This window comes from Streptomyces sp. NPDC101160 (genome assembly GCF_044768205.1).
Lineage (GTDB): Bacteria > Actinomycetota > Actinomycetes > Streptomycetales > Streptomycetaceae > Streptomyces.
This window is the reverse complement of the sequence record NZ_JBIWPJ010000007.1, coordinates 316756-338007: the sequence shown is the minus strand read 5'-3', so window position 1 is coordinate 338007 and position 21252 is coordinate 316756. Positions and strand designations below refer to the sequence as shown.

General features: G+C 74.0%; 20 protein-coding genes. 7 read left to right on the top strand and 13 right to left on the bottom strand.

Going from position 1 to position 21252, the window contains the following annotated elements; genetic code table 11:
* Positions 1 to 36: 36 nt before the first annotated feature.
* Complete coding sequence (locus ACIRSU_RS24235) at positions 37 to 741, top strand: polysaccharide deacetylase family protein (protein WP_403795701.1); 705 nt, start codon at positions 37 to 39, stop codon at positions 739 to 741.
* Positions 742 to 753: 12 nt separating this feature from the next.
* Here ACIRSU_RS24235 and ACIRSU_RS24230 read toward each other — a convergent pair whose 3' ends face one another.
* Together ACIRSU_RS24230 and ACIRSU_RS24225 are read right to left on the bottom strand one after the other, a co-directional pair.
* Positions 754 to 1944 (bottom strand): glutathionylspermidine synthase family protein, encoded by a 1191-nt coding sequence (locus ACIRSU_RS24230; protein ID WP_403795698.1) that lies wholly within the window; start codon positions 1942 to 1944, stop codon positions 754 to 756.
* 6 nt (positions 1945 to 1950) lie between these two features.
* A complete protein-coding gene (locus ACIRSU_RS24225) occupies positions 1951 to 2241 on the bottom strand; it encodes a hypothetical protein (protein ID WP_403795695.1) in 291 nt (96 codons plus the stop codon).
* Positions 2242 to 2354: 113 nt separating this feature from the next.
* On the opposite strand from ACIRSU_RS24225, the gene ACIRSU_RS24220 reads away from it, so the two are divergent.
* A complete protein-coding gene (locus tag ACIRSU_RS24220; protein WP_403795693.1) occupies positions 2355 to 3206 on the top strand; it encodes a hypothetical protein in 852 nt (283 codons plus the stop codon).
* Between the two features lie 213 nt (positions 3207 to 3419).
* On the opposite strand, the gene ACIRSU_RS24215 is transcribed toward ACIRSU_RS24220, so the two are convergent.
* Positions 3420 to 4832, bottom strand: coding sequence for a PLP-dependent aminotransferase family protein (locus tag ACIRSU_RS24215; RefSeq protein ID WP_403795690.1), 1413 nt, complete (start codon positions 4830 to 4832; stop codon positions 3420 to 3422).
* 47 nt (positions 4833 to 4879) lie between these two features.
* Here ACIRSU_RS24215 and ACIRSU_RS24210 point away from each other — a divergent pair, with 47 nt between their 5' ends.
* Both ACIRSU_RS24210 and ACIRSU_RS24205 read left to right on the top strand, forming a co-directional pair.
* The gene (locus tag ACIRSU_RS24210) at positions 4880 to 5410 is read left to right on the top strand and encodes a carboxymuconolactone decarboxylase family protein (RefSeq protein ID WP_403795687.1); all 531 of its coding nucleotides are present in this window, start codon (positions 4880 to 4882) and stop codon (positions 5408 to 5410) included.
* Positions 5407 to 6159 (top strand): isocitrate lyase/phosphoenolpyruvate mutase family protein, encoded by a 753-nt coding sequence (locus ACIRSU_RS24205; RefSeq protein WP_403795685.1) that lies wholly within the window; start codon positions 5407 to 5409, stop codon positions 6157 to 6159. The genes ACIRSU_RS24210 and ACIRSU_RS24205 overlap by 4 nt, the downstream gene beginning before the upstream one ends.
* On the opposite strand, the gene ACIRSU_RS24200 is transcribed toward ACIRSU_RS24205, so the two are convergent.
* The 6 genes from ACIRSU_RS24200 to ACIRSU_RS24175 form a co-directional block, all read right to left on the bottom strand.
* Positions 6143 to 7210 carry a hypothetical protein gene (locus tag ACIRSU_RS24200; protein ID WP_403795682.1) on the bottom strand — a complete coding sequence of 356 codons (1068 nt, stop codon included), beginning with the start codon at positions 7208 to 7210 and terminating at the stop codon, positions 6143 to 6145. The two genes, ACIRSU_RS24205 and ACIRSU_RS24200, sit on opposite strands and share 17 nt — an antisense overlap.
* 1 nt (position 7211) lies before the next feature.
* Positions 7212 to 7589 carry a hypothetical protein gene (locus ACIRSU_RS24195; protein ID WP_403795679.1) on the bottom strand — a complete coding sequence of 126 codons (378 nt, stop codon included), beginning with the start codon at positions 7587 to 7589 and terminating at the stop codon, positions 7212 to 7214.
* A complete protein-coding gene (locus ACIRSU_RS24190; protein WP_403795677.1) occupies positions 7582 to 9405 on the bottom strand; it encodes a hypothetical protein in 1824 nt (607 codons plus the stop codon). Before ACIRSU_RS24190 ends, ACIRSU_RS24195 begins: the two co-directional genes overlap by 8 nt.
* A gap of 62 nt (positions 9406 to 9467) precedes the next feature.
* Positions 9468 to 10457: a malate dehydrogenase gene (locus tag ACIRSU_RS24185; RefSeq protein ID WP_403795674.1), complete on the bottom strand. Its 990-nt coding sequence runs from the start codon at positions 10455 to 10457 to the stop codon at positions 9468 to 9470.
* 352 nt (positions 10458 to 10809) lie between these two features.
* Entirely contained in the window at positions 10810 to 11286 is a 477-nt protein-coding gene (locus ACIRSU_RS24180; RefSeq protein WP_403795672.1) for a DUF3017 domain-containing protein, read from the bottom strand.
* Positions 11287 to 11288: 2 nt separating this feature from the next.
* Positions 11289 to 12149, bottom strand: a complete 861-nt coding sequence (locus tag ACIRSU_RS24175; RefSeq protein ID WP_403795670.1) for a bifunctional methylenetetrahydrofolate dehydrogenase/methenyltetrahydrofolate cyclohydrolase — start codon at positions 12147 to 12149, stop codon at positions 11289 to 11291.
* Positions 12150 to 12440: 291 nt separating this feature from the next.
* On the opposite strand from ACIRSU_RS24175, the gene ACIRSU_RS24170 reads away from it, so the two are divergent.
* On the top strand, positions 12441 to 13019 hold the full coding sequence (locus tag ACIRSU_RS24170; protein WP_403795668.1) for a hypothetical protein: 579 nt from the start codon (positions 12441 to 12443) through the stop codon (positions 13017 to 13019).
* 137 nt (positions 13020 to 13156) lie between these two features.
* Here the strand turns inward: ACIRSU_RS24170 and ACIRSU_RS24165 are convergent, their stop codons facing one another.
* From ACIRSU_RS24165 to purN, 3 genes are all read right to left on the bottom strand, one after another.
* Entirely contained in the window at positions 13157 to 14623 is a 1467-nt protein-coding gene (locus ACIRSU_RS24165; protein WP_403795666.1) for a DUF2079 domain-containing protein, read from the bottom strand.
* 161 nt (positions 14624 to 14784) lie between these two features.
* On the bottom strand, positions 14785 to 16350 hold the full coding sequence (gene purH / locus ACIRSU_RS24160; RefSeq protein WP_403795663.1) for a bifunctional phosphoribosylaminoimidazolecarboxamide formyltransferase/IMP cyclohydrolase: 1566 nt from the start codon (positions 16348 to 16350) through the stop codon (positions 14785 to 14787).
* On the bottom strand, positions 16334 to 16954 hold the full coding sequence (gene purN, locus ACIRSU_RS24155; protein WP_403796459.1) for a phosphoribosylglycinamide formyltransferase: 621 nt from the start codon (positions 16952 to 16954) through the stop codon (positions 16334 to 16336). Before purN ends, purH begins: the two co-directional genes overlap by 17 nt.
* 286 nt (positions 16955 to 17240) lie before the next feature.
* On the opposite strand from purN, the gene ACIRSU_RS24150 reads away from it, so the two are divergent.
* Positions 17241 to 17897: a hypothetical protein gene (locus tag ACIRSU_RS24150; protein ID WP_403795660.1), complete on the top strand. Its 657-nt coding sequence runs from the start codon at positions 17241 to 17243 to the stop codon at positions 17895 to 17897.
* Between the two features lie 25 nt (positions 17898 to 17922).
* Here the strand turns inward: ACIRSU_RS24150 and ACIRSU_RS24145 are convergent, their stop codons facing one another.
* A complete protein-coding gene (locus ACIRSU_RS24145) occupies positions 17923 to 19533 on the bottom strand; it encodes a DUF6350 family protein (RefSeq protein WP_403795657.1) in 1611 nt (536 codons plus the stop codon).
* A 120-nt stretch (positions 19534 to 19653) separates the two neighbouring features.
* Here ACIRSU_RS24145 and ACIRSU_RS24140 point away from each other — a divergent pair, with 120 nt between their 5' ends.
* Positions 19654 to 21195 carry a helix-turn-helix domain-containing protein gene (locus ACIRSU_RS24140; RefSeq protein ID WP_403795654.1) on the top strand — a complete coding sequence of 514 codons (1542 nt, stop codon included), beginning with the start codon at positions 19654 to 19656 and terminating at the stop codon, positions 21193 to 21195.
* Positions 21196 to 21252 lie beyond the last annotated feature (57 nt).

Here is a 21252-nt window from a genome sequence, read left to right as displayed (position 1 = left end):
TGACACCCCAGTTGGTCTAGGCCAATGATGGCCGCCATGTCGAGACCCCGTCTGCGCCGCGCGCTGCGCCGCGCGCTCGCCGCGCTCGTCCCGCTCGCCTTCGTGAGCGCGCTTCCCGCCCCCGCCCACGCCGCACCGACGGCCGCCGCCGCCTGGCCGGAGCCCGTACCGGTCGTGAACCACGTCCAGACCACCGACCCGGTCGTCTTCGTCACCATCGACGACGGCTGGTACCACGACCCGGCCGCCGCGAAGCTGCTGCTCGACCGCCGGGTGCCCGCGTCCCTCTTCCTGCTGCCGGGCGCGTACGCGTACGACTCCGGCTACTTCCACACGCTGCTCGACCAGGGCCCGTCCCGCGTCGAGAACCACACCGTCGACCACCCGGACCTCACCACCCTCGACGCCGCCGGCCAGCGGGCGCAGGTCTGCGGGGCGCGCGAGGCGCAGCTCGCCGAGTTCGGGGACGGGGCGCGGCTGCTGCGCCCGCCGTACGGGACGTACGACGCGACCACGCTGACCACCGCGCGGGCGTGCGGGGCGAAGGCCGTGGTGACGTGGACGTACGACATGACGACCTGGGGCCAGTGGACCCCGCCGACGCCCGCGCTCAAGGCGGGCGACATCGTTCTGCTGCACTTCAACGAGACGGTCGAGCAGGACCTGCGGCGGGCCCTGGCGGCGGCCGACGCGGCCGGTCTCCGGCCCGCGCCGCTCAGGGACTACGTACCGGAGTCCTGACCGGAGTCCTGGTCAGAGGATCACGTGCGGGATGAAGCGGGCGTACTCGTCCGTCACCGGTCCCGCCGACTCCCGGATGCCGAGCCCCGCCGCCTCGTCGCCGACGGTCCACGCGCCGAGCACGACGCGGTTGCCGTCGAAGTCGGGCAGCGGGGCGAGCTCCTGGTAGCAGCAGGGCTCGTCGTCGCGGAGGACGACGGCGTCGCCCGGCTCGTGCAGGGTGACGCCGGCGCCCTCGCGGCCGAGCAGCGGCTTGGCCACCCAGCCGGTGGTCGTGGCCAGTTCGCGGGGGCCGTCGAGGTAGGCGGGCAGCAGGTTGGGGTGGCCCGGGTACAGCTCCCAGAGGACCGCGAGCAGCGCCTTGTTGGAGAGCAGCATCTTCCAGGCGGGCTCGATCCAGCAGGTGGAGCCGGTCCCGCCGCCGTTGTCGAGGGTGTCGAGGACGTGCGGGCCGAAGCGGTCCGTGGTGAGCCACTCCCACGGGTAGAGCTTGAAGCAGGCGCGGATGAAGCGGAGCCGGTCGTCGACGAAGCGGCCGGTGATGCGGTCCCAGCCGATCCGCTCGACCGACAGCGCCTCGGTGGCGAGGCCGGCCTGCTGGGCGGTCTCGCGCAGGTACGCGACGGTCATCAGGTCCTCGCCGAGCTCGTCGCCGTCGGAGTGGACGAAGTGCACGGGGCTGCCGGGCGGCAGCAGGTGCGCCTGGCGCCTCCAGGCGTCGACGAGGCGCTCGTGGAGCGAGTTCCACTGGTCGGCGCCGGGGAAGCGCTCCTCCATCCAGAACCACTGCGGGCTCGCCGCCTCCACCAGGGAGGTGGGGGTGTCGGCGTTGTACTCCAGCATCTTGGCCGGGCCGCCCGCGCCGTCGTAACGGAGGTCGAAGCGCCCGTAGACGGTGGGGAGTTCGGCCCGGCGGTGCCAGGACTCGGCGACCCGGGCGGCGAGCCGCGGGTCGGTGATGCCGAGGTCAGCGAAACGGTTCTTCTCGACGATGTGCGCCGCCGCCGCCAGACACATGGCGTGCAGCTCCTCGACGACCTCCTCCAGGGCCTCGACCTCGGGCAGGCTGAAGGAGTAGTAGGCGCTCTCGTCCCAGTACGGGCGCAGCGAGCCGTCGGGGTAGCGGGTCAGCGGGTAGATCAGGCCCTGCTCCTCGACGGTCCGCTGCCAGCCGGGGCGGGGCTCGATGGTGTGGCGCTCCATGCGGGATCAGCCGCCGGAGGAGGAGTGGTGGCCGCCGAAGCCGCCGCTCTCGACGGCGGACCTGTCGTAGCTGCCGCCGCTGACACGGCCGTTGCTGGAGGAACCGCCGTAGTAGTAGCGGCCGGTGGAGGAGCCGCTGCTGCTGCCGCGGCCGTCCTCGCACTTGTAGTCGGGGAGTTCCTTGTACGTGACGGGGTCGATGCAGCGCCGGTCGGGCTCCGAGCCGCACGCGGTCAGTGTCGCCGCGAGCATGCCCATTCCACCGAGTACCACCGTGCTCGACCTCAGCCTGCGCATGACCTGTCCTCCCCGTCGTCCTGCCGTCGCAGAGTTGCGACCGCACAGTGTAGGCGCGGCGCCCGAGGCCGCAGCCGCCCGGTCGTCCGAACCCCACGCACTAGGGTCCTTTCATGCTGCTTGGGATGATCTGCGCCCTTGGTTCCGCGCTCTGCTTCGGCACCGCCTCGGTCCTCCAGGCCCTCGCCGCCCGGGCCGCCGAGCCCGGCACCGGCGGCGGCGTCGACGTCGCCCTGATGTGGCGGGCGCTGCGGCAGTGGCGGTACCTGGCCGGGCTCGGCCTGGACGGACTCGGCTTCGTCCTCCAGATCGTGGCCCTGCGCACCCTGCCGATCTACGCGGTCGGCGCCGCCCTCGCCGCCAGCCTCGCCGTCACGGCGGTCGTCGCCTCGCGCGTGCTCGGCGTCCGGCTGCGCCGGATCGAATGGATCGCCGTCGGCGCCGTCTGCCTCGGCCTCGCGATGCTGGCGCTCGCCTCCGGCCGGGAGGGCCACGAAGGGGTCGGCGACGGACTCGAATGGGGCCTGCTCGCGGCCGCCGTCGCCGTCCTGGGCATCGGCGCGGCCGCCGGCCGCCTCCCCGACCGCCCGCGCGCCCTCGGCCTCGGCCTCGCCGGCGGCCTCGGCTTCGGCGTGGTCGAGGTCGCCGTCCGCCTCCTCGACGGCCTGGACTTCACCAACCCCGCCCTGTACGCCCTGCTGCTCGCCGGCGCCTCCGCCTTCGTCCTCTACACCTCCGCCCTCAGCCGCGGCGCGGTCACGACGGCCACGGCCGGCCTCGTCCTCGGCGAGACGATCGGCCCGGCGATCGTGGGCGTGGCCTGGCTGGGCGACAAGACCCGCGAGGGCCTCGGCTGGCTTGCGGTCCTCGGCTTCGCGGTGGCGGTGGCGGGCTCACTGACACTGGCCAGATTCGGCGAGGCGATGACGGAGGAGGAAGGGGCGGAGGAGCGGGCGGAGGCATAGCGGCGGCCCCTGGCCGGGCACCGGGCGGCGCCGGGTGCGGGCAGGGGCAGGGGCACGGGAACAGCCCGGCGGGGACGCGGGTACAGCCAGGCCGGGCACGGGCGCAGCTCGGCGGGGGCGCGGACGCAGGCGGCAGGCGCGGTGGGCGCCCACGGGCGCAGCGCGAATCGGCGGCAGGTCCCGGTGCTCGCGGTCGGCCTCCGTCTCAGGCCGCTACGGCAGCACCCTGCACAGCGCCTCCAGTGCGCCCGTCCAGGCGCTGTCCGTCGGGGTTCCGTAGCCCACCACCAGCGCGTCCTTCGTCACCGGGGTGTCCGGGTGGCGGAAGCGGTTGATGCCCATGACGGCGAGGCCCTGGAAGGCGGCGGAGCTGACGGTGGCGGCCTCGGTGCCCTCGGGGAGTTCGAGGACGGCGTGCAGGCCGGCGGCGATGCCGCTCACCCGGGTGCCGGGCGAGGCCGCGGCGACGGCGGCCACCAACTGGTCGCGGCGGCGCCGGTAGCGCAGCCGCATGGCGCGGACGTGCCGGTCGTACGCGCCCGAGCCGAGAAACTCCGCGAAGGTCAGCTGGTCGGTCGCGGGCGACGCCCACTCGGCCCCGCCCTTCGCCGCCGCCACCTCCTCCACCAGGTGCTCCGGCAGCACCATCCACGCCAGCCGCAGGCCCGGCGCGAGCGACTTGCTGGCCGTGCCGAGGTAGACGACGCGCTCCGGGTCGAGGCCCTGGAGCGCGCCGACGGGCTGGCGGTCGTAGCGGAACTCCCCGTCGTAGTCGTCCTCCAGGATCAGCCCACCGGTGGCCCGCGCCCAGTCGACCGCCGCCGCCCGCCGGTCGGGGTGGAGCGCGCCACCCATGGGGAACTGGTGGGCCGGGGTCATCAGGACCGCCCCAGCCCCGCTCGTCGTCGCCAACTCCTCGGTCCGGGTGCCCCGTTCGTCGAAGGGCAGCGCCGGGATCCGCAGCCCCTCCCGGGTCAGCAGGTTCCAGTGGACGTCGAGGCCGTACGACTCGACGGCCACCTTCCGCACCCCGCAGTCCCGCAGCACCCGCCCCATCAGCATCAGCCCGTCAACGAACCCCGAGCAGACCACGATCCGTTCGGGCCGCGCGTGCACCCCGCGGGCCCGCGCCAGGTACTCGGCGAGGGCGGTGCGCAGTTCGACGCGGCCGCGCGGATCGCCGTAGCCGAACGCCTCGTTGGGCGCGGCCATCAGCGCCTTGCGGGCCGCCTTGAGCCAGTCGGCGCGCGGGAAGGTGGCGAGGTCGGGCGTGCCGGCCAGCAGGTTGTACGTGGGCGTCCCGGCCGCCCTGCGCGAGGCGACGGGAGCCGCCGTACGGCTCCGCTCCGTGCGACGCGGTGCGGACCGCGGGGCCACCCGGGTGCCGGAGCCCTGCCGGGCGGTGAGCCAGCCCTCGGCGACCAGCTCCGCGTACGCGTCGGCGACGGTGTTCCGCGCCACGCCCAGGTCGGCGGCGAGCGAACGCGAGGACGGCAGCCGCGTCCCCGCCGCGAGCCGCCCGCTGCGCACCGCCTCCCGCAGCGCGTCCATCAGGCCGTGCCGCAGGCCCTGTCCAGCGAGGTCCAGATGCAGGTCGGCGCCGAAAGTGGCCCACTCGTTTGCCATGGAAATGGACCATACCCGGGCACCACCGGAACCGTACGGTGATCGTCATGACAACCACCGTGAACGGCACCCCGCAGACCCCGCAGACCCCGCAGACCGGCTACGCGCACGAGCACCCCGCCCGCATCGCCTTCGCCGAGCTGCACCCCGACTTCTACAAGGCCATGGTCGGCCTGGAGATCGCCGCGTCGAAGCACGTCGACCCGGTCCTCTACGAGCTGATCAAGCTGCGCGCCTCGCAGATCAACAACTGCGCCTACTGCCTCGACATGCACACCAAGGACGCCCTCGCGGCCGGCGAGTCCGTGCAGCGGATCGTCCAGCTGTCCGCCTGGCGCGAGTCGCGGCACTTCTACACCGAGCGCGAGGCGGCCGCCCTGGCCCTGACCGAGGCCGTCACCGTCGTCACCGACGGCTTCGTGCCGGACGAGGTGTTCGCGGAGGCCGCCGAGCACTTCGACAAGGCGGAGCTCGCGCACGTCATCGGCGCGATCACGGTCATCAACTCGTGGAACCGGATCGCCGTCTCCACCCGCATGGTCCCGGGCCACTACACCGCCGGGATGTTCAAGCGGTGACCGCCGACGTCCTGCGGGCCCTGCACCACGACCGGCCCGCCGACCGCCCGCTGGTCCTGCCCGGCCCGTGGGACGCCGCCTCCGCCCGCGTCTTCGCGGAGGCCGGCTTCCCGGCCCTGGCCACGCCCAGCGCGGGCATCGCCGCCGCGCTCGGGTACGAGGACGGGGACACGCCGGCCGACGAGATGTTCGCGGCCGTCGCCCGGATCGTCCGGTCCGTCTCCGTACCGGTCACCGCCGACGTCGAGGACGGCTACGGCCTCGCCCCGGAGGAGCTGGTCGAGCGGGTCCTGGAGACCGGCGCGGTCGGCGTGAACCTGGAGGACTCCGACCGTACGGGGGTCGGTCGGGGCCGCCCGCTCCGCGACCCGCACGAGCAGGCCGAACGGCTCGCGGCGGTACGGGCGGCGGCCGGGCCCGCGCTCTTCGTGAACGCGCGCCTGGACACGTACCTGCACGGCGGGACCGTCACCGAGGCCGCCGAACGCGCCCGCCTCTACACGGCGGCGGGCGCGGACTGCGTCTTCCCGATCCTGGCCCCGGCCGCGGACCTGCCCGCGCTGCGGGCGGCCGGTGTCACCGGACCGCTCAACTTCCTGCGCCGGCCCGACGACCCGTCCTTCACCGAGCTCGGTCTGCTCGGCGCGACCCGGATCACCTTCGGTCCCGGGCTGCTCCGGCGCACCCTCGCGGGAGTCGGCGAGCTCGCCCGGCACCTGCTGAAGGACTCGGTCACGGACCCGGCTTGAAGAACCTGAGGGCCGTGTCGATGGTCTCCCGCTGTTTGGGCCACTCCGTCTCCGGCCCGGCGGCGAGGACCGCGTACTGCCTGCCGTCGCTGCCGGTGAAGGCCCGGTCGACGACCTTCCGGCGGCCCTCCGTCCGGTCGTACGAGTACACCAGCTCGGCCTCCTTCCCGTCCGTCCCGGTCCGTTCGAGGCCGACCTCCTGATAGCCGGGGTTCTTCTCGGCCAGGTCCCGGGAGGTCTGCTGGAGCGCCTCGTACGGGGTCAGGCCCGGCTCGTCGATCGTGAAGACCTGCACCAGGCTCGCGCCGTCGGGCGCGTTGTAGAACACGCTCGCCCCGGACGTGGTGCGGTTCCAGCCCTCGGGCACGGCGATCGTGAACCCCGCGTCGTCCTCGACGAGCCGGAAGCCGGCGGGCGGCGCGCCCTCCGACGGCGACGCGGACGCGGACGCGGATCCGGACCCGGACGGCTCGTCCGACCCGGTGGACGGCGCCTCCGACACGGTCGCACTGGGCGCGGCCGTCGGCCCCTGCCCCGTACCGCCGCCTCCGCCGTCCCGACCCCACAGGAACCACCCCCCGACGCCCCCGGCGACCAGCACCGCCACCACGGCGCCGGCCACGAGCACGTTGCGCGAGGGCCCGGACCGAGGCGCCGACGCGTCCGCGGGCACCGCTCCGGGGAGGTACGACGGCGGCGGGGGCGGCACGACGGGACCGTACGCGGGCCCGGCACCGGACCCGGGCCCGTAGCCGGGCGCGGGCGCGGGCGCGGCGCCGGGACCGTAGCCGGGGGCGGGCGCAGCTCCGGGCGCGTAGCCGGGGGCGGGCGCCGGCACCACGCCCGGCGCCGTAACGGGCGGCTGCCCAGGCGCCGTTCCGGTCTCCGTCCCCTGGTCCCGGCCCTGCCCCTCGCCCGGGACCGGGCCCGGCGCGACCGGAGCCGGCGCGACCGGAGCCGGCGCCGTCGGCGGCTTCGGTGGCGTCGGGGCGTCCGTCTCCCAGCTCTGCGACTCGTCGTTCCACCACGCCCCGCCCCCGTGCGTGCTCATCTCAGCCTCCGACCAGCGCGGCGACGGCCTGGGCAGCGGCCGCGCCCGAGGCGAGGAGGCCGGTGAGGGCGTCGGCTTCCGCGAGGGCCTGGCGGAGGCGGGCGAGGCGGCCGGGGCCGGCGGCGCCGGTGCCCTCGATCTCGTCCTCCGCGTCGGAGAGTTCGGCGTCGAGCGCGGCGGTCCGCTCCGAGGCGACGACGCGCGTCAGGTCCGCGCGGAGCTCGCGGATCGCCCGGAGCAGCTCCTCCTGCTGCGGGTCGCGGGCGGGCTCGGTGCCGTGCACCGTGTACGACACGGTGTTGTGGTCGCCGATGGTGACGTTGCCGCCGGTGTTGGTGACGTTGATGCCGCCGGGCACGGAGTTGTCGTTGTCAGCCACGGTCGCCTCCGGTCTTCGTGGTGCCGCTGGTGTTGAAGGTCTTGCTGGTGACGGTGTTGTGGTCGCCGATGGTGACGTTCCCCTTGGTGTTCTCGATGAACGTCCCGCCCTCCGCGACGTGCACGATCTTCTGCTCGAACTCGGCGGTCTCGTACCCCGCCTCGCGCAGCGCCACGGTCACGCCGCCCGCCACCCGGTCCTGGATGCTCTTCAGGTAGCGGCTGATGTCCATCTCCTGGAAGAGCGAGGCGTCGCCGTCGGAGCCCAGCTCGCGCACGGAGTACAGCGGCCCCTCGGGCAGCGCGCCCGCGTGCCCGCGGGTGGCGATGCGCCACACCTGGCCGAGGGCCCGCCCCAGGGTGACCAGGGCCTGCCCGGCGGAGCGCGGGGTCTGGCCGAGGGCCCAGACGGCCTTGCCGAAGTAGTGGTTGTGCCGGTAGCGGTGGGCGATCCGGTCCGCGTAGCGGTACCACTGGTCGACCGGGCGCAGCACGTGCGGGGCGACCTCCAGCATCAGCATGCCGCCCTGGGTGTGGACGCGGACGAAGACGGTGGTGACGATCTCCTCGCCCCAGCCGCCGACGCGGATCCGCAGGAAGTGGCGGCGGGTCTCGCCGCCCTCCTCGATCGCGCCGGAGCGGTGCAGCTCGAAGCCCTCGGGGGTGTACGGGGCGGCGGCGCGGCTCGGCAGTCCGTCGACCGGCAGGAAGACGACCTCGTCGATCTCCAGGTGGCGCAGCCGGTCGCGCACGGCGGCCTGGATCTCCGGGGAGCCGTGCAGCGAGGGCACCCGGAGGGCCTCCAGGAGCGGGACGATGTGCCGCATGATCGCGCTGTTGTCGAGCGGCTCGGGCGCGCGGCCCTCCAGGTTCTTGCGGGGGCGCAGTTCGACGGAGAGCGACCAGGGCTCGTAGGGCTCGCCGGCGCCGCAGAACGGGGTCTCGGAGCGGTACATGACGAGCCGGGAGTGCTGCTCGGTACGGATCCGGTCGCGCAGGCGGCGGAACCGGGCCCCCTGGGCCTGCTCGGCGGGGTCGCCGGCGAGGTCGGCGAAGCGCTTGGGGTGCAGCTCCTGGGTGAGCGCGCGGGCGAACTGGCCGCGCTGCACGGCGACCGCCCAGGCGATCAGGAGCGGCACGGCGATGGTGATCCAGACTTCCAGCCTGCCGATCCCCCACAGCTCCTCGGCGGCGCCGGCGGTGGCGAGCGCGAAGGCGCCGCTCGTGTCGTCGAGGCCGCTGAGGAACTCCCAGCGGGTCTCCTCGCCGGCGAAGGCGAGGACGAGGAGGAGCACCGCGGACTGGACGAAGCTCAGCCGTCCGTACCAGCGCAGGAGGAAGGCGGGGACGGTGCGGTAGTACGGCGCGTTCGCGGCGCGGCCGCGGATCCAGCGGGCGATGCCGAGCAGGACGTAGGGCAGGGCCAGGAGCAGCGCCAGGCCCTTGGTGAGCGGGAAGGCGACGATCCAGAGCGCGAGGATCGCGGCGGACCAGGCGAGTTCGATGCGGCGGGCGCGCAGGGCGTGGGCGAGGACGCGGGCGGCGTCGATGCCGAGCGAGGGGGCGGTGACGCGCTCCTCGTGGAGGTAGAGCTGCTCGATGACGGCGTCGCGGTAGGCGTCGTCGAGGTACGTGCCGGCGCAGAGCAGCCGGGTGGCCTCGCTGGCGCTCGGGTTGCCGCGCGGGTCGACGGCGGCGGGGCCGTGGGACGGCGGCGGACCTGGCTGGTGAGGTACGAACGACTGTGCCAATGTTCCCCCGGGGTCCCGAACTGTCCGAGTTCTCCGCCGAGTTGGCGGAAACCGAGGAGCCAGCATAGAACGCACGGCGCCCCCGGCCGAGTAGGCCGGGGGCGCCGGGTGACGTTATGTCAGTGGGCTCAGATGAGGCCGAGCTCGCGAACGGCGTCGCGCTCCTCGACGAGCTCGTTGACCGAGGCGTCGATGCGGGCGCGGGAGAACTCGTTGATCTCCAGGCCCTGGACGATCTCGTACTTGCCGTCCTTGCAGGTGACCGGGAAGGAGGAGATCAGGCCCTCCGGGACGCCGTAGGAGCCGTCGGACGGGACACCCATGGAGGTCCAGTCGCCCTCGGCGGTGCCGTTGACCCACGTGTAGACGTGGTCGATGGCGGCGTTGGCGGCCGAGGCGGCGGAGGACGCGCCACGGGCGTCGATGATCGCGGCGCCGCGCTTGGCGACGGTCGGGATGAAGGTGTCGGCCAGCCACGCCTGGTCGTTCACGACCTCGGCCGCGTTCTTGCCGGCGATCTCCGCGTGGAAGATGTCCGGGTACTGGGTCGCGGAGTGGTTGCCCCAGATGGTGAGGCGCTTGATGTCCGTGACCGAGGTGCCGGTCTTCTGGGCCAGCTGCGTCAGCGCGCGGTTGTGGTCCAGGCGGGTCATCGCGGTGAAGCGCTCGGCCGGGACGCCCTTGGCGGCCGACTGGGCGATCAGGGCGTTGGTGTTGGCCGGGTTGCCGACGACCAGGACCTTGATGTCGTCCGCGGCGTGCGCGGCGATGGCCTCGCCCTGCGGCTTGAAGATGCCGCCGTTGGCGGCGAGCAGGTCACCGCGCTCCATGCCCGGGCCGCGCGGGCGGGCGCCGACGAGCAGGCCGATGTTGGCGCCCTCGAAGCCCTTGTTCGGGTCGTCGAAGATGTCGATGCCCTTGAGCAGCGGGAAGGCGCAGTCGTCGAGCTCCATGGCGGTGCCCTCGGCGGCCTTGACGCCCTGCGGGATCTCCAGGAGGCGCAGCTTGACCGGCACGTCCGCGCCGAGCAGGTGGCCGGAGGCGATGCGGAAGAGCAGCGCGTAGCCGATCTGGCCGGCCGCGCCGGTCACGGTGACATTCACGGGAGTGCGGGTCATGGCGATCTCCAGAAGACAGCTGGCGGGCGGGGGTCCCTTACCCCTGATGCTGGACGTCTCCCCCTGATCGATCGATGTCTCGACGTGAAGAGATATCCAGCGATCAGGCTATCGGACCCGGGGCCCTGTGCACCCCCACCCCCTTGTGGTGCGGCTCACTGCCACCCGGCCCACTCCGGTAACGGGCCAAGTAGCGGAATGGTCACTTCCGTCACCTCCGTGCCACAAGGGCCCGGCGGACCTTGATCCATCATTGGCGCGTACATGACCCTGGAACCACGGCGGCGCCCGTCCTCCCACGGGGGAGAGGACGGGCGCCGTCGCCGCTCCGGCGGCCGCCTCAGCGGCCGCCTCAGCTGACCGTCAGATGGAGGACGTCCTCCAGGAACGGGATCCGCAGCCACGGCTCCGGTTGCACCATCAGCGCGAGCAGCACGATCAGGGCGCCCATCACCCCGTACGTGATCATGTCGGTGAACCGCGAGCGCACCGCCAGCATCCCCACCGACGGCAGCACGCGCCGCAGCACCGAGCCGGTCAGCAGCGCCGCCCCGATCAGCAGGGTGCCGACGCGGAAGGACTGCGCGAACAGGTCCGTGCCGGTGACGAGCAGGCCGAGCGCGGCCATCCCGAGCACGGTGAGCAGCGGCCACTGCCGGGCCGGCGCCGGCGCGTCGCCGGGCGCCGCACGGCCGCCGCCCTCGGGGCGGGCGGTCGTCGTGGTGAGCTTCGCCCGCGGGTGACGGCGGGAAGCGACCTCCCCGCCTTCCCCGTCGCCTTCGCCGCCCGTCGGCTCCTCCGCGACCCGGGGGGCTTCGGAGGAGGACACGGTCAGCGGACCCCGGCCGCGCGCTCGGCGGCCTCGACGACGTTGACCAGGAGCTGCGCGCGGGTCATCGGGCCCACGCCGCCCGGGTTCGGGGAGATCCAGCCGGCGACCTCGGCGACGCCCGGGTGCACGTCGCCGACGATCTTGCCCTCGCCGTTGCGGGAGACGCCGACGTCGAGCACGGCGGCGCCCGGCTTCACGTCCTCCGGCTTGATCAGGTGCCCGACACCCGCCGCGGCGACGATGACGTCGGCGCGCTTCAGGTGGGCCGACAGGTCCTTCGTGCCGGTGTGGCACTGGGTCACGGTGGCGTTCTCGGAGCGGCGGGTCAGCAGCAGCGGCATCGGGCGCCCGATGGTGACGCCACGGCCGACGACCACGACCTCCGCGCCCGCGATCTCCACGCCGTGGCGGCGCAGCAGCGTGATGATGCCGTTCGGCGTGCAGGGCAGCGGGGCGGGCTCGTTGAGGACGAGCCGGCCGAGGTTCATCGGGTGCAGGCCGTCGGCGTCCTTCGCCGGGTCCATCAGCTCCAGGATGCGGTTCTCGTCGATGCCCTTGGGCAGCGGCAGCTGCACGATGTAACCGGTGCACGCCGGGTCCTCGTTGAGCTCGCGGACGACCGCCTCGATCTCCTCCTGGCTGGCCGTCCCGGGCAGTTCGCGCTGGATCGACGCGATGCCGACCTCGGCGCAGTCACGGTGCTTTCCGGCCACGTACTTGCGGCTGCCCGGGTCGTCGCCGACCAGGATCGTGCCGAGTCCGGGCGTCACGCCCTGCTCCTTGAGGGCCGCCACGCGGACGGTCAGATCGGACTTGATCGCGGCTGCGGTGGCCTTGCCATCGAGAATCTGGGCGCTCATGCGGCCATCCTCCCGGATGACCCCCGCCGGATTCCAATTCGGTCTTCTCCTCGGCCGTCCTTCGGTGTCCCGCAGGTGTCCGAACCGGACCGGCAGATTGCAACTGCACAACTCCAGCGCGTATCGCCGCCTATCGACTGGACAAGAAGTCGCCATTGTGACGACGATGATCCGCGCAAAGCCGCGGGCAGTGCCGGGGGGCAAAACCGCTCATACGTTGTGAAACACGTGCTGAACACTCCTCCGCGCGGGCCGCGTCGTCCCCGCAGGAAACAACGGAGGAACTCCTCGATGAGCTTCGGCGACCCGAACAACCCCTACGGCCAGCAGCCGCAGGGCCAGCAGCCCGGCTACGGCTACCCGCAGCAGGCCCCGCAGGGCGTCCCGCCGCAGCAGGGCTACGGCTACCCGGCCGCCCCGGCATACGGCGCCCCCGGCGGCTACCCGGGCGTCCCGATGGCCATGCCGGGCGGTGTCAAGGCGGCCCGCGTGATGCTGTGGATCATGGGTGGCCTCCAGGTCCTCGGCGCCATCGGCCTCGTCGTGATGTCGGCCGTGGTCAGCAACATCGACAAGTCTTCGGTGTCGTCGTCGGACGCCGAGGCGTTCGACACCTTCGGCACGGGTCTGTTCATCGGCATGGCCGTGCTGGTGCTGGTCTTCGCCGCGATCTCGATGACCCTCGCCGCCAAGTTCAAGTCCGGTGGCAACGGCGTCCGCGTCTGCACGATCGTGTACGGCGCGTTCATCGTCCTGGGCGGCCTCACCTCGCTGCCCACCGGCATCGTCGGCCTCGTGCTGGGCATCCTGATCATCGTCTTCGTCTCGAAGGCGGACGGCGCTGCCTGGTTCAAGCGCCAGCAGTTCTGACTGTCCTGATCCGACTGTCCTGACAGTCCTGACAGTTCTGACAGTTCTGACAGTCCTGTGCGAAGGGGCCCGGTTCCGACTGGAACCGGGCCCCTTCCGCGTGCGTACGCGCGTATGTGCGTGTGCGCGACGGCGGCTCAGACCCGCCGCAGCACCACGAACTGCCCCTCCTGCGCCGTCACCTCGTACCGCGTCCCCGGGTGCAGCTGGCCCGCGAGGCCGGCCGGGTCGGTGACCGGCTGGGACCAGCCGGAGTTGAGGTCGAGGGCGATGTAGTCGGGGCGGACGCCCGGCGCGCCGCCGACCCAGTAGACGGTGTGGTCGCCGGTCAGATGGGCCATGAGCGTCACGTTCGTCTCCACGCTGGTGCCCGCCGGCACCGCCTCGACCGCCCGCCGCGCGTCCCTGACGCGGGCGTCGGTCGCGTACGTCTCGGAGCGGAACAGCTCCCGCAGCGGCATGTCCAGGGCGTGCACGAGCGCGATCGCCGTGACGACGGGGACGACGACCTTCCCGTACGAGACGAGCCAGGGGCGCGGCGAGGTGCGGACGGCGCGGACCGCGTCGACCAGGGCGAGGAAGACCACCGGCATGAGGATGGCGCTGTAGTGCCAGAACATGCCCCAGTGGTTGGGGTCCTGGGAGAGGAAGCGCCAGCCGAGCGTGGGCAGCACGAGCAGCATCAGCGGGGAGCGCAGGCACAGGAAGCCGGTGATGCCGACGAGGACGAGGAGCATCTCCCACTTCTCGCCGTGGCCGAAGGCGCCCACGATCGAGTCGAGCGCCGACACGTCCGCGCCCTCGCCCGTCTTGTCGATCTTGGACCAGTAGTCGTACTGGCCGGCCTTGCTGAAGGCCGGGATGAGGACGAGCACGGTCAGCGCGAAGAAGGCCGCGCCGAAGGCGGCGAGGGAGGCGCCGAGGCGCTTCTGGCCCTTGACGAACAGGACCGCACCGACCATGGCGACGGTCAGGCCCATGTCCTCCTTCACGAGGACGAGCGGCGCGGCCCAGGCGGCGGCCTGGTTCCAGCGCCCGAGGAGCAGGGCCCGGCAGCTCAGGGCCAGCAGCGGGACGGCGAAGGCGATCTCGTGGAAGTCGGACTTGACGGCCTCCTGGAGGCCCCAGGAGAGCCCGTACGCGACCGTGAGGGCGATGCCCGTGGCGCGGCTGCCGAGCACCTGCTGCGCGGTGCGGCCGACGATCGCGGCGGAGGCGGCGAAGAGCGCGGCCTGCGCGAGGAGGAGGGCGAGCGGGGAGGACCACAGCCAGTACAGCGGCGCGAGGAGCGCGGTCACCGGGCTGAAGTGGTCCCCGAGTATGAGGAAGCCGGGCCCCTTGATGTCGACGACCGGGGCGCGCAGCTCCGCGTAGGCCCTGACGGACTGCTCGAAGATCCCGAGGTCCCAGGAGGGCGTGCGGAACCGCTCGTACTGGATCCAGGAGTAGAGGAAGTACAGCGCGCCGAGCACGGTGGCGATCGCCGCGTACGGAAGGAGCCGTGCGGGCGCCGCCGCGGCGGCGCCCGGCGGCCCGGCGACGGCCTCGTCAGCGGGCTTGCGGGCGGAGGGCACCGCCGCCGACCCGTTCTGCACTTCCAACACCGCGCGCCCCCATGGACCAGCCGCCGACCGACAAAGAGCAACCCATTAGAACAGAGTCACCCGGTCGGCGGAGTGCCGTGAGCGGGCCGGCGGCCCGCCCGCGGCACTCCGCGGTCCCGTGGACGGATCAGTGCCGTGGACCGATCAGCGCCGTGGACCGATCAGTGGAAGAAGTGGCGCGTGCCGGTGAAGTACATCGTCACGCCCGCCTTCTGCGCGGCCTCGATCACCAGCTCGTCGCGGACCGAGCCGCCCGGCTGCACGACCGCCTTCACGCCGGCACCGGTGAGGATCTCCAGGCCGTCGGGGAACGGGAAGAAGGCGTCCGAGGCGGCGTACGAGCCGCGGGCCCGCTCCTCGCCGGCCCGCTCGACGGCCAGCTTGGCGGAGTCGACACGGTTGACCTGGCCCATGCCGACGCCGACGGAGGCGCCGTCCTTGGCGAGCAGGATCGCGTTGGACTTCACGGCGCGGCAGGCCTTCCAGGCGAAGGCGAGCTCGGCGAGCTCGGCCTCCGACAGGGCCTCGCCGGTGGCGAGGGTCCAGTTGGCCGGGTCGTCGCCGTCGGCCTGCAGGCGGTCGGTGACCTGGAGGAGGGCGCCGCCGTCGATCGGCTTGACCTCGACCGGGTTGCTCGGGGCGCCCTCGGCGCGCAGCACGCGGATGTTCTTCTTCTTGGCGAGGATCTCGACCGCGCCGTCCTCGTAGCCGGGGGCCACGATGACCTCGGTGAAGATCTCGGCGACCTGCTCGGCCATCTCGACCGACACCGGGCGGTTGACGGCGATGACGCCGCCGAACGCGGACAGCGGGTCGCAGGCGTGCGCCTTGCGGTGCGCCTCGGCGACGTCGGCGCCGATCGCGATGCCGCACGGGTTGGCGTGCTTGATGATCGCGACGGCCGGCTCGGCGTGGTCGTAGGCGGCGCGGCGCGCGGCGTCGGTGTCCGTGTAGTTGTTGTAGGACATCTCCTTGCCGTGCAGCTGCTCGGCCTGGGCGAGGCCGCCCGTGCCGTCCACGTAGAGCGCGGCGCCCTGGTGCGGGTTCTCGCCGTAGCGCAGGACGTTGTTCCGCTCGTACGTGGCGCCGAGGAAGTCGGGGAAGCCGGAGTCGTCCGCGGCCGCGTAGTCGTCGGCGAACCAGGAGGCGACGGCGACGTCGTAGGCGGCGGTGTGCTGGAACGCCTCGGCGGCGAGCCGCTTGCGGGCGGCCAGGTCGAAGCCGCCGGCCTGGACGGCGGCGAGCACGTCGGCGTACCGCTCGGGGCTGGTGACGATCGCCACGGACGGGTGGTTCTTGGCGGCGGCGCGGACCATCGACGGGCCGCCGATGTCGATCTGCTCGACGCACTCGTCCGCCGAGGCGCCGGAGGCGACGGTCTCGCGGAACGGGTAGAGGTTCACGACGACCAGGTCGAAGGGCTCGACGCCGAGCTCGGCGAGCTGGGCGCGGTGCGACTCCAGGCGCAGGTCGGCGAGGATGCCGGCGTGCACGCGGGGGTGCAGCGTCTTGACGCGGCCGTCCAGGCACTCGGGGAAGCCGGTGAGCTCCTCGACCTTGGTGACCGGGACGCCGGCCGCGGCGATCTTCGACGCGGTGGAGCCGGTGGAGACCAGCTCGACGCCGGCCTCGTGCAGACCACGGGCCAGCTCTTCGAGCCCCGTCTTGTCGTAGACGCTGACCAGCGCGCGGCGGATGGGCTTAACGGTGTCAGTGCTCACCGACATGAACCTTTCGTCCCTCAATGCTGTAGCCGTTGCGGGCGAGTCGCCCCACGACCTCGACGAGCAGCGAGCGCTCGACGTCCTTGATGCGCTCGTGGAGCGCGGCCTCATCGTCCTCGTCCCGCACCTCGACCACGCCCTGGGCGATGATCGGGCCGGTGTCGACGCCGTCGTCGACGAAGTGGACGGTGCATCCGGTGACCTTGGCCCCGTAGGCGAGTGCGTCGCGCACGCCGTGGGCACCGGGAAAACTGGGGAGGAGCGCCGGGTGGGTGTTGACGACCCGGCCGCCGAAGCGGGCGAGGAACTCCTTGCCGACGATCTTCATGAAACCGGCCGAGACGACGAGCTCCGGCTCGTACGCGGCGGTGGCCTCGGTCAGGGCGCGGTCCCACTCCTCGCGGGTCGCGAAGTCCTTGACCCGGCACACGAAGGTGGGAAGCCCGGCGCGCTCGGCCCGCTCCAGACCGGCGATCCCGTCGCGGTCGGCGCCGACGGCGACGATCTCGGCTCCGTAGCCCTCGGGGTCGGCGGCGATCGCGTCGAGCAGGGCCTGGAGGTTCGTGCCGGAGCCGGAGACCAGGACGACGAGGCGGGCGGCAGCCACTGCGGTCACTCTTTCCGTGGTGTTTGTACGGTCGTACGAACGAATCGCGTCCCTCGATACGGGGAACCCTACGAAGGGCCCGACCGTCAGCAACGATACCGGCACTCCGGAAGGCCCCCACGGGACGGGGGCGTGACCGGGCGGTAGCGTCAGGGGCCGAGGGCCCGCCGGAACGGGCCGGACCGGGGCCGCACGAAGGGCCGAAACCGCGTACGACAGCCGTACGACAGACCGTCGCAATCGCGTACGACAGACCGTCGACAGACAGAGGGAAGACGTCCAGCAGATGCCGGAGCGCCAGTCCACGAACGACAACAACCCGTTCGCACCGCCGCCGGAGGGGCAGCCGGACCAGCCGTGGCAGCCGCGGCATCCGGAAGGTTCGGACGGCAGCGCGTCCGGCCCCGGCTGGAGCGCCAGCCAGCCCGGCCGCTCCTCGGACGGCTTCGGCCGCCGCCCCGACCAGCCCTCGGGCGGCGGCCAGGGCGGCGGTCAGGGCGGCCCCGACGGCGGCCAGGGCCCGGGCCTGCGCTGGGACCCCACGGACCCGGCCCAGCGCCGCGCCCGCTACGCCGTCCTCTCCGGCATGTGGGCCTTCTTCTTCTCCTTCTTCGTCCAGGAACTGGCCCTCCTCCTCGGCGCCCTCGGCGCCTACTGGGCCATCAGCGCCCTCCGCACCAGGCCCAAGCCCCCGGAGGGCCCGCAGTCCCCGGCGACCCTCGCCGCGACGGCCACGGCCGCCCGCTCCAAGCAGACCGCCGCGATCGCCGGCCTCGTCACCGCCTCGGTCGCCCTGATGATCGTCGCGAGCGGCTTCGCGGTCCACCTCGCCTACCGCGACTTCTACGAGTGCCGCGCGGACGCCCTGACGAAGCAGAGCCAGCTGGCCTGCAACGACCTGCTGCCGAAGCCGCTGCAGGACACGTTCGGGGTGCGGGAGTAGCTGGTCGGGCGGGCCCGTCGGAGCGTCAGGCCCGGTCCGGGGCCTCCGGAGCTGCGGGATCCTGCCCGGGAGGCCCCGGCGGCGCCTGAGGCCCGGGAGGCCCCGGCGGACCCGGAGGCAGGTCCGGCGGCTCCGCGCTGCGGCCGCGCGCGGGTTCGGGCGGTGGGACGGGGGCCGGTTCCGGAGGGGGCGGCGAGCCGACGGGGCGCGTGACGGGCAGGCCCGCCGGGGGTTCCCAGGCGGCCGGGAGGAAGCCGTACGACTCGTCGCCACCGAGCTCGTGCTCGTCCTCGTCCTCCAGTGCGTCGAGGCGGGCCAACGCGCCGGCGGTGCCGGTGGACGCGTCCGCGGGGTCCGGGGCTTCGGGCCGGACGAGCGGTGCCGACGGCGGGGCGTCGGGTACGGGCTCGGCCGCCCGGGCCGCCCTGCGCAGCACGCGCCGCCCCCAGCCCCGTACCGCAAGGGCCGTCGGCGCCCCGAGGGCCAGGAACCAGAGCGCCGCCGCCGGGCCTGTCTGCCACCACACCGGGCCGAAGGCGGCGAGGCGCCCCGGGCCGAGCGGGCCGCCGGCCGCGGCGGCGAGGGCGGCGACGGCGGCACCGCAGGCGAAGGCCGCGGCGAGGACGGTCAGGGCCGTCTCCCGGACGGTCCAGGTGCGGGCGGCGCGGCCCACGCGGCGCCCGAGGGCGAGGGCGGCGAGGGCCGGGACGACGGTCGCCGCCCAGTGCGGCCAGCTTCCGGGCCCCGGTCCCGGCAGCGCCGCGAGCAGCGGGAAGTCGGGGCGGGCGGGGACTCCCGTGAAGCCGAACGGGGTCACGAGCGCGCCCGTACCGAGGGCGAAGCCGGGGCCGATCCCGTACGCCACGCCCCACACGACGGCGTTCGGCAGCAGCGCGAGCACGAGCAGCGTGACGGCGATCCGCCCCGACCACTCCCCCGCGAGCCCGTTGAACGAGGCCTGCGCCGCGCCGACGTGCCAGAGCAGCGACGCCCCGACGAGCACCGCGCCGGCGCCCAGCAGCGCGGTGAGCGCGGCCCCGGCGGCGCCCAGCGCGACGGCGAACCGTTCCCGCTCCGGCAGCGGCCGGCCGCGCGCCGTCCATGCGCCGGTCGCCGCCGCGGCCAGCACCGTGGCCGGGGTCCAGGCGCCCGCCGTGACCAGGTCCGCGGGGAACGCGCCGGCCTCCGTATAGACCACCACCGCGGCCGCGACCAGCAGATATCCCCCGACGACCGCCGCCACGGCCCCGGCCGGCGACGGCACCGGCCGCCCCTCGCCGGGGTCGAGGGTGTCCCGGACCGCCCGGTGCGCGAGCCACAACGGCAGGACGCCGAGCAGCAGCGGCGTGACGCCGAGGGGTGCGGGAACGCCGGAGACGGTGTCCAGGCGCAGCAGGTCACTCCCGTGCGCGAGCAGCCACAGACCGGCGGCGGTGTGCAGCGCGCCGCCGGGGCCGCCGTCCGGGTACGGCGAGGCGATCCAGGCGCCCGTCACGAGCACGGCGAGCGCACCGAGACCGAGCCCGGCCGCGATGCCGCCCCGCACGAACGCGGTGGCCAGGGCGGCCGACCGGCGGCCCTGGACCGGGGCGTCGGACGCCGGCGAAGGGCGCTGCTCGGCGGTCAGGTGCGTCACGGGAGCCATGCTGCCAGCGACACGCGGTTTGCCCTCGTAACAGGCGAATGGCCGTTGTGTCGCTCAAGATACGTTTATGTACTTTTCCGCCCAGAGCTGCGCCGCGGGAGGTCGACCTCGATGAGTCCGACGAGTCCGTCCGTCGCGCTGCCCTCCCCCAAGGAGCGGCGCCGGCTGCGTGAGGCGCTCCCGCTGAGCGAGGAGCAGGTCGCCGAGGCGCTGGGCGTCACCCGCGCCACCGTCCGGGCCTGGGAGACCGGCCGCAGCACCCCGCGGGGGCGCAAGCGGGAGGCGTACGCGAAGCTGCTCGGCGTGTACGAGGAGCCCACCGCGCCCCGCACCGACAAACCGGCCCGCCCCGCCCCCGCCGCCACCCGCCCCCGCCCGGCCGCCAAGGGCGCCGACCGCCCGCCGAAGGCCCCGACGGCACCGCTGGCGAAGGGGTCGCACGGGGCGCAGAGCCGGGAGCCCGGCCGAGCCCACGCGGCCTCGAACGCGCCGGAGCACGGCGAGGAGCCGGCCGCCACGGCAACGGGGCCGTCCGCACCGGCGCAGCCTCGCGAGGCGGCCGCCACGGCAACGGGGCCGTCCGCACCGCCGGGCCCGGGCATGCCGGCTCCCACGGAGCCAGAGGCCTCCGCACCGACGGAGTCGGGCAAGCCCACCGCCACGGACGCGTCGTCCGCGACGGAAACGGACCAACCGACCGTCACCGAGTCCGGCGCGTCCGCCCCGGCTGAGCGCGGTCGGCCGGCCGCCGCGCGGCGGGCCGGTCGGCGGGCGGCCAGAGGTGGCGCCGGGTCCGTCGGGCCCGCGGCGGCGGAGCCGGAGGTTCCGGCGGTCGAGAAGGCGGCCGCGCCCGGGCTCACGCCCGAGGACGCCTTCGACGCGCTCTACGCGTACGCCGCTCCCGGGCTCGTCCATCAGACGTATCTGCTCACCGGACGCCGCCGGCTCTCCCGGGAGTCCGTCGAGCACGCCTTCCACCACGCCTGGGAGCGCTGGCCCGAGGTCGCGTGCGACCGCGATCCGGTGGGCTGGGTGCGCGCGGCGGCGTACGAGTACGCGCTGTCGCCCTGGCACCGCTTCCGGCGCCGCCACCGGCACCCGGACGCGCCGCCCACCGAGGCGTCACGGCGCGCGCTCCTCAGGGCGCTCCTGGACCTGCCGGCCCCGTACCGCCGTACCGTCCTGCTGTACGACGGTCTCGGCCTCGACCTGCCCGAGACGGCGGCCGAGACCGAGGCGAGCACGCCGGCGACCGGGAACCGGCTGCTGCACGCCCGTACGGTCATCGCGCAGCGGGTTCCCGAGCTCGCCGAGGCCGAGGCGCTGCAGCAGCGCCTGGGCGCGCTCGTCGCGGAGGCGCCGACGGCCACGCTGCCCGAGGCGTGCGCGGTGCGGACGGGCAGCGAGCGGCGGTCGCGCCTGCTGACCCGGACGGTGATCGCGGTGACGGCGGCGCTGATCGCCGCCACGGCCTTCACCGTGGTCACCGCGCCGACCCGCTACATCCCGGTCAACGCGCCCGGCCAGGTCGTCGAGGGCGTCCCGGTCCGCGGCGGCCCGCAGAAGCTGCGGCCGGAGGACAAGGCGCTGCACGAGCTGCTGCGTACGGCCCCGCACCCGGGCCCGGAACGCCTGGTCCCCGGGGCCGAATGAGCGTGTGACGAGCGGCGCGGGTACGCGAGTGGGCCCCGCCCCCTGCCGGTCTCCCGG

Excerpts from the sequence above, each read along its gene's own strand:
- ACIRSU_RS24235 (WP_403795701.1), top strand. The coding sequence starts at position 37 with ATGTCGAGACCCCGTCTGCGCCGCGCGCTGCGCCGCGCGCTCGCCGCG.
- ACIRSU_RS24230 (WP_403795698.1), bottom strand. The coding sequence starts at position 1,944 with ATGGAGCGCCACACCATCGAGCCCCGCCCCGGCTGGCAGCGGACCGTC.
- ACIRSU_RS24225 (WP_403795695.1), bottom strand. The coding sequence starts at position 2,241 with ATGCGCAGGCTGAGGTCGAGCACGGTGGTACTCGGTGGAATGGGCATG.
- ACIRSU_RS24220 (WP_403795693.1), top strand. The coding sequence starts at position 2,355 with ATGCTGCTTGGGATGATCTGCGCCCTTGGTTCCGCGCTCTGCTTCGGC.
- ACIRSU_RS24215 (WP_403795690.1), bottom strand. The coding sequence starts at position 4,832 with ATGGCAAACGAGTGGGCCACTTTCGGCGCCGACCTGCATCTGGACCTC.
- ACIRSU_RS24210 (WP_403795687.1), top strand. The coding sequence starts at position 4,880 with ATGACAACCACCGTGAACGGCACCCCGCAGACCCCGCAGACCCCGCAG.
- ACIRSU_RS24200 (WP_403795682.1), bottom strand. The coding sequence starts at position 7,210 with ATGAGCACGCACGGGGGCGGGGCGTGGTGGAACGACGAGTCGCAGAGC.
- ACIRSU_RS24190 (WP_403795677.1), bottom strand. The coding sequence starts at position 9,405 with ATGCTGGCTCCTCGGTTTCCGCCAACTCGGCGGAGAACTCGGACAGTT.
- ACIRSU_RS24185 (WP_403795674.1), bottom strand. The coding sequence starts at position 10,457 with ATGACCCGCACTCCCGTGAATGTCACCGTGACCGGCGCGGCCGGCCAG.
- ACIRSU_RS24175 (WP_403795670.1), bottom strand. The coding sequence starts at position 12,149 with ATGAGCGCCCAGATTCTCGATGGCAAGGCCACCGCAGCCGCGATCAAG.
- ACIRSU_RS24170 (WP_403795668.1), top strand. The coding sequence starts at position 12,441 with ATGAGCTTCGGCGACCCGAACAACCCCTACGGCCAGCAGCCGCAGGGC.
- purH (WP_403795663.1), bottom strand. The coding sequence starts at position 16,350 with ATGTCGGTGAGCACTGACACCGTTAAGCCCATCCGCCGCGCGCTGGTC.
- ACIRSU_RS24150 (WP_403795660.1), top strand. The coding sequence starts at position 17,241 with ATGCCGGAGCGCCAGTCCACGAACGACAACAACCCGTTCGCACCGCCG.
- ACIRSU_RS24140 (WP_403795654.1), top strand. The coding sequence starts at position 19,654 with ATGAGTCCGACGAGTCCGTCCGTCGCGCTGCCCTCCCCCAAGGAGCGG.